The sequence below is a fragment of the Arthrobacter sp. Edens01 genome, from assembly GCF_001307035.1.
Classification (GTDB): Bacteria; Actinomycetota; Actinomycetes; order Actinomycetales; family Micrococcaceae; genus Arthrobacter_B.
Genome location: NZ_LKIU01000005.1, coordinates 176097 through 193893, shown reverse-complemented (window position 1 = coordinate 193893; position 17797 = coordinate 176097). Strand labels below are relative to the sequence as shown.

13 protein-coding genes are annotated in these 17797 nt (G+C 66.9%); 4 read left to right on the top strand and 9 right to left on the bottom strand.

Going from position 1 to position 17797, the window contains the following annotated elements; genetic code table 11:
* Nucleotide 1: 1 nt before the first annotated feature.
* Nucleotides 2-1480, bottom strand: a complete 1479-nt coding sequence (locus AO716_RS07145) for an NAD-dependent succinate-semialdehyde dehydrogenase (RefSeq protein ID WP_055240263.1) — start codon at nt 1478-1480, stop codon at nt 2-4.
* Nucleotides 1481-1626: 146 nt separating this feature from the next.
* The gene (rsmI, locus tag AO716_RS07140) at nt 1627-2457 is read right to left on the bottom strand and encodes a 16S rRNA (cytidine(1402)-2'-O)-methyltransferase (protein ID WP_055241966.1); all 831 of its coding nucleotides are present in this window, start codon (nt 2455-2457) and stop codon (nt 1627-1629) included.
* A gap of 118 nt (nt 2458-2575) precedes the next feature.
* On the opposite strand from rsmI, the gene AO716_RS07135 reads away from it, so the two are divergent.
* A complete protein-coding gene (locus AO716_RS07135) occupies nt 2576-4189 on the top strand; it encodes a dolichyl-phosphate-mannose--protein mannosyltransferase (RefSeq protein WP_055240262.1) in 1614 nt (537 codons plus the stop codon).
* A gap of 38 nt (nt 4190-4227) precedes the next feature.
* A complete protein-coding gene (locus AO716_RS07130) occupies nt 4228-6042 on the top strand; it encodes an AMP-dependent synthetase/ligase (protein WP_055240261.1) in 1815 nt (604 codons plus the stop codon).
* 113 nt (nt 6043-6155) lie between these two features.
* Here AO716_RS07130 and AO716_RS07125 read toward each other — a convergent pair whose 3' ends face one another.
* Together AO716_RS07125 and AO716_RS07120 are read right to left on the bottom strand one after the other, a co-directional pair.
* Nucleotides 6156-7682, bottom strand: a complete 1527-nt coding sequence (locus AO716_RS07125; protein ID WP_055240260.1) for a DUF1461 domain-containing protein — start codon at nt 7680-7682, stop codon at nt 6156-6158.
* Nucleotides 7683-7819: 137 nt separating this feature from the next.
* Nucleotides 7820-8815 carry a stage II sporulation protein M gene (locus tag AO716_RS07120; protein ID WP_200907603.1) on the bottom strand — a complete coding sequence of 332 codons (996 nt, stop codon included), beginning with the start codon at nt 8813-8815 and terminating at the stop codon, nt 7820-7822.
* Between the two features lie 126 nt (nt 8816-8941).
* Here AO716_RS07120 and AO716_RS07115 point away from each other — a divergent pair, with 126 nt between their 5' ends.
* Nucleotides 8942-9754: an RDD family protein gene (locus AO716_RS07115; protein WP_055240258.1), complete on the top strand. Its 813-nt coding sequence runs from the start codon at nt 8942-8944 to the stop codon at nt 9752-9754.
* Nucleotides 9755-9849: 95 nt separating this feature from the next.
* Here AO716_RS07115 and ahcY read toward each other — a convergent pair whose 3' ends face one another.
* The 3 genes from ahcY to AO716_RS07100 form a co-directional block, all read right to left on the bottom strand.
* Entirely contained in the window at nt 9850-11334 is a 1485-nt protein-coding gene (gene ahcY, locus AO716_RS07110; RefSeq protein ID WP_055240257.1) for an adenosylhomocysteinase, read from the bottom strand.
* 13 nt (nt 11335-11347) lie between these two features.
* Nucleotides 11348-11542: a Trm112 family protein gene (locus AO716_RS07105; RefSeq protein WP_055240256.1), complete on the bottom strand. Its 195-nt coding sequence runs from the start codon at nt 11540-11542 to the stop codon at nt 11348-11350.
* A 99-nt stretch (nt 11543-11641) separates the two neighbouring features.
* The gene (locus tag AO716_RS07100) at nt 11642-12037 is read right to left on the bottom strand and encodes a DUF3499 domain-containing protein (RefSeq protein ID WP_055241964.1); all 396 of its coding nucleotides are present in this window, start codon (nt 12035-12037) and stop codon (nt 11642-11644) included.
* Nucleotides 12038-12149: 112 nt separating this feature from the next.
* On the opposite strand from AO716_RS07100, the gene AO716_RS07095 reads away from it, so the two are divergent.
* Nucleotides 12150-12656, top strand: a complete 507-nt coding sequence (locus AO716_RS07095; protein WP_082413404.1) for a metallopeptidase family protein — start codon at nt 12150-12152, stop codon at nt 12654-12656.
* A gap of 22 nt (nt 12657-12678) precedes the next feature.
* Here the strand turns inward: AO716_RS07095 and AO716_RS07090 are convergent, their stop codons facing one another.
* On the bottom strand, nt 12679-14280 hold the full coding sequence (locus tag AO716_RS07090) for a DUF5719 family protein (RefSeq protein ID WP_055240255.1): 1602 nt from the start codon (nt 14278-14280) through the stop codon (nt 12679-12681).
* Entirely contained in the window at nt 14280-17780 is a 3501-nt protein-coding gene (locus AO716_RS07085) for a glycosyltransferase family 2 protein (protein ID WP_082413403.1), read from the bottom strand. The genes AO716_RS07090 and AO716_RS07085 overlap by 1 nt, the downstream gene beginning before the upstream one ends.
* Between the last annotated feature and the right edge of the window lie 17 nt (nt 17781-17797).

Below are 17797 nucleotides of genomic sequence, written 5' to 3'. Positions count from 1 at the left end.
GTTACGCTGTGGGGTCAGCGATGCCGATGTACTGCGTGTACAGGTACTCTTCGATGCCTTCGTCGCCGCCTTCACGGCCCAGGCCGGACTGCTTGACGCCGCCGAACGGAGCGGCCGCGTTGGAAACGACGCCGGCGTTCAGGCCCAGCATGCCAGTCTCGAGCTTTTCGCCGATCCGCAGGCCGCGGTTCAGGTCTTCGGTGAAGACGTAGGCGATCAGACCGTATTCAGAGGCGTTGGCCAGTTTCACGGCCTCCGCTTCGGTGGAGAAGGTAATTACGGGAGCCACGGGCCCGAAGATCTCTTCCTTCAGGATCCGGGCGCCTGCGGGAACGTTCTTCAACACGGTGGGAGCGTAGAAGTAGCCCGGACCATCCACCGGTGAGCCGCCAACAACGGCGGTGGCACCGGCGTCGATCGCGTCTTCGACGAGGGAGTGCACCTTGTCACGGGACTTGGCATCGATCAGCGGGCCGATCTTGGATTCGTCTTCGGTGCCGCGTGCGGTGGTCATGGCGCTGACCTTGGCAGCGAACTTCTCGGAGAACTCGTCCGCAATGTCCTCGTGGACAATGAAGCGGTTCGCAGCCGTGCAGGCCTCGCCCATGTTGCGCAGCTTCGCGGCCATGGCGCCCTCAACGGCCTTGTCGATGTCCGCATCTTCGAAGACGAGGAACGGGGCGTTGCCGCCCAGTTCCATGGAAGTACGCAGGACCTTGTCTGCGGCGTCCCGGATGAGGCCCTGGCCCACGGGTGTGGAACCGGTGAAGGAAACCTTGCGCAGTCGGTCATCCTGCATGATCGGACCTGTGACTTCGCCTGCCTTCGTGGTCGAGACGACGTTCAGGACGCCAGCGGGGAGGCCGGCTTCCATCATGACGGCTGCGAACAGCTGCGAGGTCAGCGGAGTGAGCTTCGCCGGCTTGAGCACCATGGTGCAGCCTGCGGCGACCGCGGGAGCGATCTTGCGGGTGGCCATGGCCAGCGGGAAGTTCCACGGCGTGATCAGCAGGCAGGGACCAACCGGCTTCTTGGTGACCATGATGCGGGATTTGCCGTCCGGAGCAGTTCCGTAGCGGCCGGTTACGCGGACAGCTTCTTCCGAGAACCAGCGCAGGAACTCGGCACCGTAGGCCACTTCGCCGCGGGCTTCGGCCAGTGGCTTGCCCATTTCCAGCGTCATCAGCAGTGCGAAGTCCTCCGCACGGGCGGTGACAAGCTCGAACGCACGGCGCAGGATTTCGCCGCGGACACGCGGCGGGGTGGCTGCCCAGGACTCCTGGGCTGCGGCGGCTGCGTCCATGGCAGCGGCGCCGTCTTCTGTGCTCGCGTCGGCGATGCTCAGCAGGACCTTGCCTGTTGCCGGATCCTCGACTTCGAAGGTCTTGCCGCCGGCGGCCTCGCGCCACTCTCCGTCGATCAGCAGTCCGGTGGGAACCTGCGCCAGCAGTTCGGCTTCGCGTTCAGCGCTAACAGCCATGGGTGTGCCTCCAAAGTGTGCGGGTTTTCCGGATCACAATCAGCCCGGTGCTGAATTCACCGTAAAGGCAGCGCCGACCAGTGTAAATGCACCGCTGCACAATGACATGCACCATCCCCTGTGCACTTGGCCAGGGCCCGCGAAAGCTACTTGCTGCCGCGGGCCGCGAGGACTGCAGCGTAAAGCTCCCGCTTGCTGATGCGGGCGTCACTGGCCACTGTTGCTACGGCGTCCTTCAGGCGGGAGCCCTGCGCGATCAGCTCGTTGACAGCGCCAACGTGGTCTTCCGGAGCCTCCGGAGCCGCTTCGCCGGCACCTCCGACCACCACGGCAATCTCGCCGCGCACTTCGCTTGCCTCAGCCCATTCCAGCAGCTCGCGCAGCGGCGCACGCAGCACCTGTTCATGCAGCTTGGTGAGTTCACGGGCGACGGCGGCTGGCCGGTCCCCTCCGAACGCCGTGTCCAATGCACGGAGCATCGCTTCAAGCCGGTGCGGGGCTTCGAAGAAGACCATCGTGCGCTGTTCCCCCGCCAGCTCAGACAGCCGTGATGCCCGTTCGCCGGACTTGCGGGGAAGGAACCCCTCAAAGCAGAAACGGTCCGTTGGCAGGCCGGAAAGGGCCAGGGCCGTCAGGACGGCCGAGGGTCCGGGCGCTGCCGTCACGGCGATGCCCTCTGCGGCTGCCGCCTCAACCAGCCGGTACCCGGGGTCCGAGACCGAAGGCATGCCGGCATCGGTGACCATCAGCAGGGTGGCTCCGCCGCGCACCAGTTCCAGCAGTTCCGGGGTGCGGGACTGTTCGTTGTGTTCGTGGTAGCTCATGATCCGGCCGGTGGTGCTGATCTTCAGCGCACTGACCAGGCGGTGCAGCCGCCGGGTGTCTTCGGCAGCAATGACATCGGCGTGCTGCAGCAGGTCAATCAGGCGGACCGTCGCGTCACCCATGTTCCCGATGGGCGTCGCCGCCAGAACGATCTGCCCTGCTCCGGCCCCCCGCCCCGAGTCCGCGCGGTCAGCACTGGTGGGTTCCGGGGAGTCGTTATTGCTGAAGTTCACCCTTCAACCCTACGCGACAGGCTATAGAGTTGAGCGCGTGACCGTGTCCCTGCCTTCTGCCCCGGCCCCCGAGAGGGCAGCCCGGGTTCAGGCACCGGCACAGGCTTTCACCGAACAGTCCCTTCGTGAGCGGCTCCTGGGTGCCGCACTTCCGTCGCGCTACTGGGCCTGGGGCGCGGCACTCGGTGCGGCCCTGCTGGCCGGCGTCCTGCGCTTTGTCCGGCTGGATGAGCCGGGCACTCTGGTCTTCGACGAAACCTATTACGTCAAGGACGCCTATTCCTATCTGGTCTCCGGCTATGAACGGGCCTGGCCCGACGGCGCCAACGAATCCTTCACCTCCGGCCGGCAGGACGTACTGCTGGAAGGCCCCGAATATGTAGTGCATCCTCCGGTGGGCAAATGGATGATCGCCTTCGGCATGGCCCTGTTTGGCAGCGATTCAAGCTTCGGCTGGCGGTTTTCAGCGGCCCTGACCGGCACCCTGACAGTCCTCCTGCTGGCGCTGATCGCCTACCGGTTGTTTAAGTCGCCGCTGCTTGGCGGAGTGGCCGGGCTGCTGCTCGCCGTCGACGGTCACCATCTTGTCCTCTCCCGCACCTCCCTGCTGGATATCTTCCTGACGTTCTGGCTGCTGGCTGCCTTCGGTGCCCTGCTGCTGGACCGCGACGACGGCAGACGCAGACTGGCGCGGAAGCTGGCCCGGCCCCCGGGCAGCATCCCCGATGCAGCGGTGCTGCGGACCGGCCCATGGCTGCTTTGGCGGCCCTGGCGGCTCGTTGCGGCAGTTTGCCTGGGGCTTGCAGTCGGCACCAAATGGTCGGCACTGGCCTTTGTGGCCGTCTTCGGCCTGATGACTGTGCTCTGGGACGTCAGCGCCCGGCGGACCGCGGGAATCCGGAACTGGCCCGCAGGGCTGCTCAAGGACGGCGTCCCTGCCTTCTTCACCCTCATTCCGCTGGCAGCATGCACTTATGTGGCCACCTGGACCGGCTGGCTTGTCTCCAGCGGGGGCTACGGGAGGCAATGGGCGGAATCCAACCCGGCAGGGGCGCTGGGCTGGGTCCCGGATCCCCTCCGGTCACTGGCCGAATACCACCGCAGCGCCTACAGCTTCCACAATTCGCTGAGCTCGGAACACAACTATGAGGCCAGTGCCTGGACCTGGCTGTTCCTGGGCCGCCCTACGTCCTTCTTCTATGAGAGTCCGGACGGCGCCGTCTGCGGCGCGGACACCTGCACCTCCGCCATCACGTCTGTGGGCAACCCCCTGATCTGGTGGGCTGCTCTGCTCTGCCTGGGTGTGCTGCTGGCCTACTGGCTGGGCCGCCGGGACTGGCGTGCCGGCGCGGTACTGTCCGGCATTGCTGCCGGCTACCTCCCATGGTTCGCTTTTCCGGACCGGACCATGTTCTACTTCTATGCCGTCTCTTTCCTGCCGTTCCTGGTCCTGGCGCTGACTTTCACCCTGGGCCTCGTTCTGGGCCGGGCAGCTGATCCACCGCTGCGGAGGCGTCGCGGGGCACTTATCACAGCGCTGTTCCTGCTGGCTGTGGTTCTTGTCTCGGCTTTCTTCTATCCAGTCTGGACGGCGGAAATCATCCCCTATTCTGATTGGCGGCTCCGCATCTGGATGCCGAGCTGGATCTAGGTCTCAACGCAATGTGCTCGCACAGAAAGGGAGGTCCCGTGCGCGAATCCTCCACCGGATTATTCGTGGAGCTCCCGGAAGACTCCAATATCACCGATCTGCTTCTGGCTACGGCTGCCCGGACCCCGGATCTGGCGCTGTATGCCAGGAAGAACGGTGCCGAATGGGAAGACGTACGCGCGGCCGATTTCCTGGCGCAGGTCACCGAGACCGCCAAGGGCCTCATCGCCCAGGGCGTCCGTCCCGGTGACACCGTCGCGGTTATGTCCGGAACCCGGTACGAATGGACCGTTGTGGATCTGGCCATCTGGTTCGCCGGTGCCGTGACGGTTCCCATTTACGAGACGTCCTCCCCCAGCCAGGTCCAGTGGATCCTGTCCGACTCCGGCGCGCGGATCGTCTTCGCCGGTGACGGGAACAAGGCCGCCGTTGTTGCTGCCGGTGCTGCGGCTGCCGAGCGTTCGGTGCAGGTCTGGATGCTCACGGGCGGAAACAGCACCGATTCGCTTTCGGCTCTGGCGGCCTCCGGTACCGGAGTAACGGATGCGGAACTCGAAGCGGTCCGTTCCTCCCGGCGCCTGAGCGACACCGCGTCCCTGGTCTACACCTCCGGGACCACCGGCAGGCCCAAGGGATGCGGCATCACCCATGGCAACTTCGCCCTGTTCGCCGTCAATGTCATTGAGCTGCTGCCGGAAATGCTGAAACGCCCGGGTGCCCGGACACTCATGTTCCTGCCCCTGGCCCATGTCCTGGCCCGCGCAGTGCAGGTTGGCTGCCTCGCCGCCGGAGTGACGGTGGGCCACAGCTCCGGAGCCGCTGCCCTGGCCGAGGATATGCGTACCTTCCGGCCGACGTTCCTGCTCGCGGTGCCGCGGGTCTTCGAGAAAATCTATGCCGGAGCCGAAGAGAAGGCCCAGGCCGCAGGAAAGGGCAAGCTGTTTGAGTCTGCCGCTGCCACTGCCGTTGCGTACTCGCGCGCACTGGACAGTGAAGCGCGCGGCGGCCGCGGCCCGTCCCTGGCCCTGAGGCTGCGCCACACTGCCTTCGACCGCCTCCTGTATCCCAAGGTCCGCGCCGCTTTCGGCGGACAGATGGACATTGCCATTTCCGGAGCCAGTCCGCTGAGCCCCCAGCTCTCACACTTCTTCCGGGGTGCCGGGATAGCCGTCCTGGAAGGCTACGGCCTGACGGAAACCACCGCCCCGGCATCGGTGAACACAATTCCCCTCACCCGTGTGGGTTCCGTGGGCCTGCCGATGCCGGGCAACGCAGTCCGCATCGCGGAGGACGGAGAAGTCCTGGTCAGCGGTGTCGGAGTCTTCAGCGGTTATCACCGCAATCCCGACGCCACGGCTGCCGCTTTCAGCGGTGAGTGGTTCCACACCGGGGACATCGGGGAGCTCGACGGCGACGGGTTCCTCACCATCACGGGCCGCAAGAAGGACCTTCTGGTCACGGCGGGCGGCAAGAACGTTGCCCCCGGCCCGCTGGAGGAGAAAGTCCGGGAACACCGGCTGGTCTCCCAGGTTGTGGTGGTCGGTGAAGGCCGCCCGTTCGTGGGTGCCCTGGTAACCCTCGACGACGAGGCTCTGGCCGCGTGGTCGCGTGAAAACGGCGTCGACCCGGCTAAGACCCCGCCGGCGGACCACCCCCTGGTCCTGGCCCAGGTCCAGGAAGCCGTTGATGCCGCCAACGCGACGGTGTCCCGCGCCGAACAGATCCGCCGGTTCACCGTCCTGCCGCAGGACTTCTCCCTGGCAGGAGGACACGTCACGGCCACCCTGAAGCTCCGGCGCCAGGCTGTCATCGCCGATTTCAGCGCTGAGGTGGAGAAGCTCTACACGAAGTAGCACCCCCGCCCAAAACAGGCAGGGCCTGTATTCGGTCGAATACAGGCCCTGCTTGTTTTGTGTCTTGTACTGGTTGTTTGTGTCTTGTACTCGGCAGTTTTGCGCTGCGCCGGCTAGATCCCCTCGAGTGACTCGAGGTATCGGCGCCGGGCCTCTTCGCGCGCCAGGCGGGAACGCTCCCGGCGTTTCCTGGTGGGCCAGGTAAAGATCATGACCAGCACACACACCAGCAGCACAATGCCTGCAATGGCGCCTCCGGCGTCCATCCAGAACTGTGCCGGGAAAAGCCGGATCAGCGTGTCATCGAGCCGGAAGGTCCAGTTGCCCTGCGAGAAGAAGATGGTGTGCACCATGGTGAAGAACTCTTCCCAGGCCAGCACAGCGGCCACGAGCAGTCCTGCGATGAGCGCCAGCGTGGCGACGGCGCCGGCAAACAGCGCACGGCGGATGCCGCCCGGGCAGCGGCGGGCCAGGTACACCCCGCCTGCAAGGCTGAGCAGGGCCATGCCCAGCGCTGTGACAAAAGCGATGGTCAGCACGGTCTTGACGTCGGCCATGTGGGAGACCTCGCTGGCGAGGTACAGCGGATCGCCGTCGGGCGTTACAAGGTCGCCCAGGTACCGCGGTGAGGCGAAGTTCAGCAGGTAATCCACGGCGTAGGAGCCGTACGTCAGGCGGTCCTCGGAGCTGAAACCGAAGCTGTCCACCGGGAAACCGGGCCGGTTGTACTCAACCCAGAGGAAGAGCGGGGTAGCGACGGCACGGATGGCTGCGGCAAGGAGCATGACCGGGAAGAAGACGGCGATAGCCACCTGGATAACCCTGCCCAAAACCGGCTTGGCTGTGGCAGCGCGTTCCCGCTCGGCACTGCGGCGTGCAGCTTCCTCAGTCGAAATGGCGGGATCCTCTGCAACCGGGTCCGCGGCAGGGGCTTTCGGCGCGGCAGCTTCAGCGGCGTCGCCGGGACCGTACCACGGGCCTCCCGCTGCCTCTGTGGGATGCGGGGCTGGCTGAGTGTGTTCTGCTTCCGGTTCCGGCGTGCTCCCGACGGCGTCAGACTTATCCTCGCCCTTGAACCGGTTGAGGTCCGGCATGGTGCTTGCCGCCCGCATGGGCAGGGTGCTGCGCTGCGGAAGGGACGGATGTCCGCCGGGGACTTCGTCGCGTTTGGAGCCGGGTTTGGCTGCGGTGGCTCCTTCGCCCGTGCCGGTCTCGGCAAGTGGCTCGGGCTCAGCTGCCCGCCGGCGGGCACCGGCGTCGGCCATATCCTTGCCCGCGGCGGCCATGCCGCCGGCTGAGCCTTCTGCACCTTCCAAATCACCGGCTACCGGCTTTCCGGCCGCTTCTTCAGCCGGAGCTTCGGAACCGGCCGCGGCTTTGGATTGGTCCGGAGCTTCGGAACCGGCCGCGGCTTTGGAATCTTCCGGGGCAGCGCCGGCCAGGCCTGCGAACTCCGCATCCCAGTCGTCGTGCTGGGCCGGATCCTGGGGGCCGCCGGTCGTGGCGGCGGCATGGCTGCCGCTGACTATCGTCTCGCTGGCGTCGGACGGGCCTGTGCCGCGCCCGTCCGGCGTCTCGCCCGTGGAGGCGCCTTCCGTGGTGGGGTCATGGTCCTGGCTTGCCACTGCTTCGTCTCTCATCCCAATCCTGTTTGAAGTCACCGGGTGTGGTGGGGGTGTGTCCGGTTTCGTCCTTCATAGACACTACCGGCCACCGGTCCCTGAGCCGAAGGAGTACCCGGCGAGTCCTGCCAACTGCTTTCTGTTCGCCAGGCGCCCTAGGCTGACCGGACGGTGGCTTCGCCGGCGTCCCGGGCCAGCAGGTCGCCCCGGTGGCCGGCCTGGTAGGCGCGTTTTCCCAGGATCAGCGTGTACGCCCAGTACGCGGCAAGGACCAGTGCACCGATGCTGATGCGCAGCCAGGCGGGCAGTGCGCTGGGGGTCACGAAACCCTCCACGAGTCCCGAGATGAACAGGACCACCACCAGGCCCAGGGCCACCGTCATCAGAGACCGGCCCTCCTGGGCCAGTGCCGAGATCCTGGTGCGCGGCCCGGGGGCAATCATGGCCCAGAAGATCTGCAGGCCGGCGGCGGCAGCGATGAAGATGGCCGTCAGCTCCATAAAGCCATGCGGAAGGATGTAGGTGAAGAACACACCCAGCTGGTCAAAGGACGCCATGGTTCCCGCGGCGGTGCCCACCCCTACGGCGTTTTGGTACAGGATGTAGGGTCCCCAGATGCCGGTGACGCCGAAGGCCACCGCCTGAAGCGCAATCCAGGCGTTGTTGGTCCACACCATGCCGGCAAAGGACGCCGCAGGGTTCTCGGAGTAGTAGCTGACGAAGTCGGATTCAACGTACTGGCGCAGCTGGGCGTCGGTGCCCATGGCGGCCAGCACGCCGGGGGTATTCACCACCCAGAGCGCGCTCAGGACCGTGACGAGGATGAACACGGCTCCAATCACCACGGTCATGATCCGGACACGGTAGAACGCAGCCGGAAGTGAATAGACGAAGAAGCCGGCCAGGTCCTCGAAGAAGTTCGAACGGGCACCGGTGAACCTTGTCCTGGCCCGGGACAACCGCATTGAAAGGGCGGCAGAAAGCGCACCTTCCGGCGCCACGGAGCGGATCACGGACAGGTGTGTGGAGGCACGCTGATATAGCTGAAGCAACTCATCTGCTTCGGCTCCGCTGAGGCGGCGCCGGGCAATCAGTTCATCAAGCCGCTTCCAGTCCTGGCTGTGTACGGCGGCGAAGGCATCCAAGTCCACGCTTCCACCCTAACCGGAGCGGCCGCTGCTGGTGGGTGCCTGGCCGGCCGCGGCGTCGTCCGGTGCGCATGGGTAAAGTGGGTCCGGACAGATGCAGGGTGGTACCGGAGCGGGAGCAGGACAGGCATGAGCACGGTAGTGACTGGTGAGGCCGTTGTCCTGGAGCTGCGCCCTGCGTCGTTTGCGGCCCGTGCGCTGAGCGTCCTGATCGACGTCGTTTCGCAGGTCCTGGTGCTGCTTCTACTGTTTTTCCTGGTACTCGGCAATGCCTTGGAGGGCGCACTGGATCCGGCGCTGAGCCGGGCGCTGCTGCTGGTTTCCGTGGTGCTCCTGATCCTGGTGATCCCGGTGACCGTGGAGACGCTGACCCGCGGCAAGTCGCTGGGCAGGTGGATCATGGGCCTGCGGATCGTGCGGGACGACGGCGGCGCGATTCGGTTCCGGCAGGCCTTCACGCGTGGAATCCTGGCCGTGCTGGAAATCTACATGCTGGCTGGTTCGCTGGCTTTTGTGGTTGCCGTCTTCAATGAGAAGTCCAAGCGGCTGGGTGACATGCTGGCCGGAACGTATGCCATGCGGGAACGGGTCAAGGCTCCGCCTCCCCCAACGGTTTCAATGCCAGCGGAGCTGGAGCCGTGGGCCGGCCTGGCAGACATTGGACGCCTGCCCGACCCGCTGTCCCGCCGGGTCTCGCGCTTCCTGGCCCAGTCCGGACGGATGGCTCCCCAGGCCCGCGCCTCAATGGCTGCTTCCCTGGCTACCGAGGTCTCCGCCTTTGTTTCCCCGCCGCCTCCTGCCGGCACCCTCCCAGAAACCTATCTGCGCGCCGTCGTCTCCCAGCGGAGGGAACGCGACTACGTCCGCCTGAGCACCCAGCACCGGCGGACCGACCAGCTGGGACAGCGGCTGCACCGCCTGCCGTTCACCGATGAAGGCTAGGCCCGGCGGCCGCCAGCCCCGGCCCGGCAGGACAAACCCCTAAACAAAACAGCCGCGCCGTCTCCCTGCAGGGAGACGGCGCGGCTGTTTCGGTCTTAGTACCGGTAGTGGTCCGGCTTATACGGCCCGGCCACGTCCACACCGAGGTACTCGGCCTGGCTCTTGGTCAGTTCGCTCAGCTCGACGCCGAGTGCGCCCAGATGCAGGCGGGCAACCTTCTCGTCCAGGATCTTGGGCAGCACGTACACCTGGTTGGCATACTCCGGCGTTCCGTCTTCCTTGTTCTGCCCGTATTTGGTGAACAGCTCAATCTGCGCGATGGTCTGGTTCGCGAAGGAGTTGGACATAACGAAGGAGGGGTGGCCGGTGGCGTTGCCCAGGTTCAGCAGTCGGCCCTCGGAGAGCACAATGATGCTGCGCTGGGTGTCCTTGCCTTCGTCGAAGATCCATTCGTGGACCTGCGGCTTGATTTCAACCTTGCGGATCCCCGGCACACGGGCAAGGCCTGCCATGTCGATCTCGTTGTCGAAGTGGCCAACGTTGCCGACGATCGCCTGGTGCTTCATCTGTGCCATGTGGGAGGCCATGATGATGTCCTTGTTCCCGGTGGTGGTGATGAAGATGTCTCCCTGGCCCACCACTGATTCCAGGCGGGCAACCTGGTAGCCGTCCATCGCCGCCTGCAGCGCGCAGATCGGGTCGATCTCCGTGACGATCACCCGTGCACCCTGGCCGCGGAGAGCTTCGGCTGCGCCCTTGCCCACGTCACCGTAGCCGCAGACGACGGCGACCTTGCCGCCAATCAGTGTGTCCGTGGCACGATTCAGGCCGTCGGGCAGCGAGTGGCGGATGCCGTACTTGTTGTCGAACTTGGACTTGGTGACCGAGTCGTTCACGTTGATCGCGGGGAAGAGCAGCTGGCCGTCTGCGGCAAGCTGGTAGAGCCGGAGCACGCCCGTGGTGGTCTCCTCGGTGACGCCGCGGATGCCCTTGGCGATTTCGGTCCACTTCCCCGGCGCCTCGGCCAGTGACCGGCGAAGGGTGTCCAGGATGACCGTGTACTCGTAGGCGTAGTCCGGGTCGTCTTCATCCGGGTTTGCCGGGACAGCACCTGCAGCCTCAAATTCAACGCCCTTGTGCAGCAGCAGGGTGGCGTCTCCGCCGTCGTCCAGGATCATGTTCGGTCCGCCGGAGCCTTCGGGCCAGGTGAGGATCTGCTCTGCAGTCCACCAGTATTCCTCGAGGGTTTCGTTCTTCCAGGCGAAGACGGGCACACCCTGCGGGTCCTCAGGGGTACCTGAGCCCACCACAACGGCGGCGGCGGCTTCGTCCTGTGTGGAGAAAATGTTGCAGGAAGCCCACCGGACCTCAGCGCCGAGCGCGGTCAGCGTCTCGATCAGAACAGCGGTCTGCACCGTCATGTGCAGGGAACCGGCAATGCGGGCACCGGCGAGGGGCTGGCTGGGACCGAACTCCCGCCGCAGTGCCATAAGCCCGGGCATCTCGTGCTCAGCCAGGCGGATCTGGTGGCGGCCGGCTTCGGCCAGGGACAGGTCAGCTACTTTGAAGTCGATGCTCACTGGATTTGGATCCTCAGTTCGGTGTGTTCTCGGCCGTGGTCCCTGCAGCCGGCAGCAGCACCGGAATGCCTTCCTCAATGGCGTAGCGCACCGGCTTGCCATCGGGGCCCGGAGCAGAGGAAACGAGTTCGTTTCCCTCCTGCAAGAGGCGGGAGTGGGTCTGCGGGCAGCGCAGGGTGTCCAAAAGATCTGCGGTCAGGTTAGCCATGGCTACGGCACTTCCTTGCGAAACGGTTGACGGGTCAGGCCGCGGTTCGTCCCCGGCTGATTCCTCCAGCCTATAGCGTGCGAAGCCGTGAGCCGCAGGTCAGCTGGGTTCGCTGACTTCTTCGCGCAGCACGCGCAGGTGGGAACGGCGGCTGCCGGCCAGGTCTGCGGGTGGTTCCAGGGCGTGTTTCCCGCTGCGCCGGGCGGGTTCTTCGGCAGGGGCCTGTTCCTCGGCTTCCCGCACGGCGTCCACCAGGGCGGAGAGCTCATCGGGGCCGGGGCTGCGGGGAAGCGTGCCGAGATCCAGGCGGAGGACTTCCCATCCGCGGGGAGCGGTAAGCCGCTGGGCGTGCAGCTCGCACAAATCGTAACAATGCGGTTCGGCGTAGGTGGCCAGCGGGCCGAGTACGGCGGTGGAATCGGCGTAAACGTACGTCAAAGTAGCGACGGCGGCCTGCCGGCACGCTGAACGTGAACAAAGACGTAAGGATCCCACGGAGCAATACTCTACCCCGCTGCCCTCTCCTCCCACCGCAGCCACGCCGGGGCCCTTGGCGACCTGCGGGACGGGCTCCCCGTGGCGGACGGTGCGGGCTAGAGTAGGTGCCATGCCTCCAGGATCTTCCTATCGGATAAGGCTCGACGGCGGGTCCGGCGCAGGTGAGCCGGACCCTGCTGCAGCGCGCCCCTTCCGCAGGCGACGGCGCAACCGGCACGGACGCGGACTGCGCGGAGAACTGCTGCCGGCACACCTGGCAGGTTCCCGGACGCGGGCCGAGCGGTTCGATGACTGGGTCATGGAATCTGCTCAGCGGCTGGAAAGGCTGTGGGGAGAGGACATCCAGTCTTACCAGTTCGTTGTGCAGGAGATCCCGGACGGGCTGGAAGACCTGGTCCGGCGCGGCGGCAACGTTCCCCTCGCAGCCTCGGCTCCGGGCAACGGCCCCAAGCCCCCCGTCATCACCATCTACCGGCGACCCGTTGAGTCAACGGCCCGGGGATTGGTTCCGGTAAACGAACTCATCCACGACGTCGTGGTAGAACAGCTGGCGTCCCTCATGGGACTGGATCCGGAGTCGATCGACCCTACTTACGGCCGTTTCCGCCCGCTCTAGCGCATTTGTGCCGGGGCTGCGGCTAGTAACCGATGCCAACCTGGACCGAGCGGGTTCCGGATGCCCCGTCCGGAAGCGGCAGCACAGAGATGCCGGGGCCTTCGCCGGTCACCAGCTGGGCACCGTAAACAGCTTCTCCGGCGGCACTCACCAGCACGGCTGCGAGCTCTCCCTTGCCGATGTCCCCGCGCTGCAGCGTGAGCGTCCGGCCCTCGGGGACCTGCACGGTCCTGGCTTCCTGGATTGTCCCGTTCATTCCTATTCCGCGGACACTGACCTCTGCAGCCCCGTCCGGGGCGGTGAAGACCAGCGAGGAATCTCCCCCGGGAACGGCCACCGCCAGGTGTTCACTTCCCAGTCTGGTATCCGCGGAGGCCACAGCGAGTTCCACACGTTCGCCCGGTTCGGTGCCCCGGCTGAACACAGCCGCAGCTGCAACAGCCACGTCGGCTGAGAGGTCCAGGGAATAGGTTCCTTCGGGCAGCTCTGCCAGCGGGATCTTCCCGACTGTCCCTGCCGGAACGCTGAAGATTCCCCCGCCGGGGAGCTCCACCTCTCCCTTGGGGCCAAAGACCCGCAGGTGAACCGATGCGTCCGAGGTTCCTGGAACCGCAACATTCAGCACCGGCGAAACAGAGCTGTAGCCGTCCTGCTCCGCGAGTTTGCGTGTGTCCTCAGCCTTCTGGAGCGCGACGCCGGTGATCACCTGGCGCGGGGACGGCGCGGCGGTCGGTTCGATAATTTCGACGCCGCCGGCGGTGAGTCCCCGGAGAATTGTCTGTTCGATGAAGGCGCTGACCGGGCCGCCGGAGCTGCGCACACGCACGGCCGCGGATTCCTGGTTCGAGGCCAGGCCCGCCAGGATGATGGACCGGGTCTCACCGGGCGCAACCACGATTCCGCGGCTGCCGCCGGTCTCCACCCGGCCGTCGGCTCCGTAGATCTCCAGGTCCACGGTTGCAGCCGTGCCGGACGGATTGTTGAGCCGCAGGACGGCCGTTGCACCGACAGTCGTCCTGGCCCCAACGAGCCACATGTCATTAGCCGGTGTCTGGCAGTTCGCGGCAGCCAGCCCGGCCAGATCGCCGTCGTTCGCGGTGTAGCCCATAACCGCATTGGCGGTCGCCTGCTGCCCGCCGCTGGGGGCAGCTTCGAAGGCCGTCACTTTGGTAACCGCTTGTTTGGCCAGGACCCCGGCGAGGCGCGCTCCTGCGAGCGGTACGTCGGCTCCGGGTTCCAGGGCCGCAACGGACTCCCCTCCCCCAAGGACGGAGAGTTCCGCAGCAGGCAGCGCTGCTCCGGTTCCGCCCACCACGGCGGTGGTAACGGCGGTGGCTGCTGATTCCGAAACCGGGCTGAACTCGGCGTCGGTTCCGTCACCGCTACCGGAAAGGAGACGCAGGGGTTCGGGACATACTCCGGTGAGGACTCCGGCCGGCACTTCTGTCCGCGGAGGCGGCACAGACAGGTCCGAACGCTCCGGAGCCGCAATGGCGGACGCGGCTACGAGCCCTCCGGCGACGCCGAGCAGCACAGTGCCGGAGAAAACGGTGTAAGCCGCCTTCCGGCCGGCGGACCGGCGGATCCGGTTACCGGCACGCGTGGCCTCGTTGGCTTCGGCCATCAGCGCACTCCTTCAGACGAGTTCTTGGCGGCAGGCACGCCCGGGGTTCCGGACTTACTCTCCGACGAGGCCCGGGACCGGGTCCGGCCGCGGGATGGCTTGTCCCGGCGTGCCCGGGCCCCGGTGCGTCCGTCCCTGGTCAGGGCAGGTTCAGTCTTCGTTTTGCCGGTGCCTGAGCCCGGGTCCTTGTCCGGTTCACCGTCATGGTTCCCGGCGGGAGCCGGTGAACGGACCGGCCCCTGCCTGCCCGGGAGCCGGATGATGCCGGAGCGGGCCGGCGTCGGGATGGCCAGGAGGAGCGTCAGGCCGAACACGACAACCTGCACGATCCCGGTCCAGGGTCCCCAGGCGCTGCCATAGCTGACCGTGACGTTCCCGCCCTCGGGCGGAAGGTCGAAAGCCTGTGCCCAGCCGTCGGTCGCCGGGCTGAGCCGGTTCCCGTTCAGGCTGGCCTGCCAGCCGGTATCGGCACGCTCAGCCAGGACGAGGCGCCGCCCTTCGGGGCCCTCCGGGATCTCCGCGTCAACGCCGGAAGCCCGGGACGGAACCAGCGCCAGCGTCCGGCCATCCCCGTCCACGATCCGTACGCGGGCTGTCTGCCCCTCAACCGTTTCGGTTCCCTGATCGTCGAGTGCACCGGTGACCCTCCACAGCCAGCCGGACCCGGTTTCGCCCACAGCGGTCAGGCCCGGAACAGCGTCCAGCCGGTCCGCCAGCAGTTCGGCCGCGGTGTCCGAGGACTGCAGGACTACGAATCCAACGCCCAGGCGGGCCAGGTCCTCCCGCGGGTCGACCCCTGTGCCTGCAGTAATCACGGCAACAGCGTTCCGGAGCGCTGCGGTGGCTTCGTCGTCAGCACCCAGTGTCTCGCTTCCGGGCTCACCCTGGACCGATCGGGCGGCATAGGCGGCGTTCAGGCCGTCAAGGGTGCTGCCGCCCGAGCGCATAAGGGTCGCCGTTACATCATCTTCGGGACCAGCGGAGAGGACCAGCGAACGGGTCTGGTCGGGGCTGTTGCCCCGGTCTGCGGCCGTAGCCGGAAGAACACGGGGTTCCGTGGCGCGCACGGCGAGCTGCCGGCCGGGCTGCGCTCCCCCGCTTCCCTCAGCCGTTGCTGCCCCGGTTGCCTGCGGAATCGTCCAGGCAGCCAGGCTCGCAGCGGGGCCTGCTCCCAGCAGGACCGCGAGGGTCACGACGGCGGCGGTAACCGGCCGGCGCTGCTGGCCTGAGTCCGATGTGCGTGCAGAAAGAAGTGTGTCCAGCGCCGGCAGGGCGGCACATACCAGTGCAAACACGGCCGCGGACACCAGCGGGCCGGGGAACGGAGTCACCAGTGCTGCTGCTGCGCTGCCGGTAGCCAGGTAACCCGAAGCTGCGGCAAGGGCCAGCGCGGCGATGGCAATGAGCCAGGCCAGGCGCGCTGTTCCGCTGCGCCGGGAAAGGAACAGGCCGGCTGCTGAAAGAGCCACCAGCGGGCCGCCGACGATCACGGCCAGGACCAGTGCCCACGGTCCGCCTGCCGGGAGGAAATCCAGCCCGGCAACGGGATCACTGATTCCGAAGGCTGACGGGTAGCCGAGCAGCTGCTGCCACAGGGCTGCCGGTTCAAAGGCCAGCGGTACGCCCGGGTCAGCGGCAACGGCACGGAGGTTTTGGGATGCAGAGAGCACCACGGGAAGCAGCAGTGCCGCGGGTGCCAGCAACGACCACCAGAGGGTGCGCGCGCGGGTTCCCATCCGAAGTGACAGGACCAGGACCAGCAGCACGCCCAGGACCAGCAGCGCAGGGGCGCTGGCGGTGAGCACGGCGAGGAGCAAACCCGCTGCAGCGGCGGCGGTCCAGCTGGGGACACCGTGCACGCCGGGTTTGCGAGGTGCGTTCGAGGGGTCTGTGGCCGCCCGTTCCGCGGAGGCAGGTGCTCCGGCGCCGACAGCGCGTGCCATGGCCAGCACCGTCAGCGGCAGCACCACATGGGCTATCAGCGCGCCGAGGCGTCCTTCGCCCAGGGAGACCTGGAGCGCAGGCAGCGAGCCCCAGACCATGGCTGCCCAGAACCGGGGGCCTTGCCGCCGGGTAAGCGCACCCGAGGCGAACCACGCTGCAAGTCCCGCCAGAGGCATCGCCAGGAGGACCAGCACCACCACCGCAGCGTTGGCATTTCCAAAACCGGCGGCACCGAGCAGCCACAGAACGTAGTCGAAGGGGTCTCCATGTCCGGGATATCCGGCGCCCACCTCAGCCCACCAGCCAGTGGCGCTGGCCCAGACTTCGCCAAGCGTGCCGGATACGGGCAGCAGTGCCCCTCCGGTCAATGCAGGCGCTCCGACGAGCCGGTGGAGCCCGGCCAGGGACGCGGCTGCCAGAATCAGGGCGGCGGCCAGCGCTCCGGCACCGGACCATGTCCGCCCGGGACCGGAAAGGGCTGTGAAATCGTCGTGGGAGTCGCCGCTTGGCTCATAGGAGGGTCCGGAGGACGGCACGTCGGTCCGGTAGGCGTTAGCCGCGGCATCGGATTCGTGGACCGAGCGGCGGTGCTCTCGAACCTCACGGGGACTGGTGACCAGCCCGCGGACTGTGCTGCGCGGGAGCTTCCGGGTAGCCGCAGCCCGGCGGCGGGACCGGTAGAGGTCCACCGGCCGAAGCACGGCAGCGATGCTCGAGACCAGCGAACCCGCGGCGTAGCCCGGATCCTTGGCGAGCATGCCGAGGAAGAACCTGCCGAAACCGCCCAGCACGGCGCCCAGCGCCAGGAACGGCACCTGCCATCCGGGGGCATGTTTCAGGCGCAGGAAGACTTCGGCCTTCCGCGCGGCCCGTGCGGTGGCCGCGGAGTTGGGGCGGCTTCCGGCGTGCCTGATTCGCGCGGACGGCACCACCACCACCCTGTGGCCCGCAAGCCGGTTGCGCCAGCAAAGGTCAATGTCGTCGCCGGTGCCGGGAAGCGCGGGGTCGAATCCGCCCAGGGCGTCCCAGGCATCGCGGCGAATCAGCATGCCCGCCGAGTTGACCGCGAAGATGTCGCTGCGGGAGTCGTACTGGCCCTGGTCCAGCTCGTCGACGTCGATCATGGTCAGCCGTTCAGCCCAGCGGCTCACGGAGACTCCAACGTCAATCAGTTTGCGCGGGTTCTCCCATTCGACCTGCTTGGTGCCGGCTACCGTCACCGAGGGTGCAAGCTCAACGGCGCGGAGAAGCTGGGCCAGAGCCTCCGGATCCGGAGCGGAATCGTCGTGGAGCAGCCAGAGCCATTCCTGGGCCGCTTCGTCCGGCTCAGTGCGGCGGGGCAGCTGCTCGAGGCCGGCCTTGACCGCGGCACCAAATCCGGAGCGGGCGGGCGCACCGGTAACAGGGCTTCCCACCGGAAGGCCCAGCTGCAGCAGGGATGCGGAGGCGTCGGTGGAACCCGCGTCAACGCCGACGCAGAAGTCCGCCGGACGAGTCTGTGCCGCCAGTGCGGAGAGTGTTTCGGGGAGGTACTCGGCGCCGTTGTGTGCGACCACAACGGCAATAACTCGGA

Excerpts from the sequence above, each read along its gene's own strand:
- AO716_RS07145 (WP_055240263.1), bottom strand. The coding sequence starts at position 1,480 with ATGGCTGTTAGCGCTGAACGCGAAGCCGAACTGCTGGCGCAGGTTCCC.
- AO716_RS07125 (WP_055240260.1), bottom strand. The coding sequence starts at position 7,682 with ATGAGAGACGAAGCAGTGGCAAGCCAGGACCATGACCCCACCACGGAA.
- AO716_RS07115 (WP_055240258.1), top strand. The coding sequence starts at position 8,942 with ATGAGCACGGTAGTGACTGGTGAGGCCGTTGTCCTGGAGCTGCGCCCT.
- AO716_RS07105 (WP_055240256.1), bottom strand. The coding sequence starts at position 11,542 with ATGGCTAACCTGACCGCAGATCTTTTGGACACCCTGCGCTGCCCGCAG.
- AO716_RS07095 (WP_082413404.1), top strand. The coding sequence starts at position 12,150 with ATGCCTCCAGGATCTTCCTATCGGATAAGGCTCGACGGCGGGTCCGGC.
- AO716_RS07090 (WP_055240255.1), bottom strand. The coding sequence starts at position 14,280 with ATGGCCGAAGCCAACGAGGCCACGCGTGCCGGTAACCGGATCCGCCGG.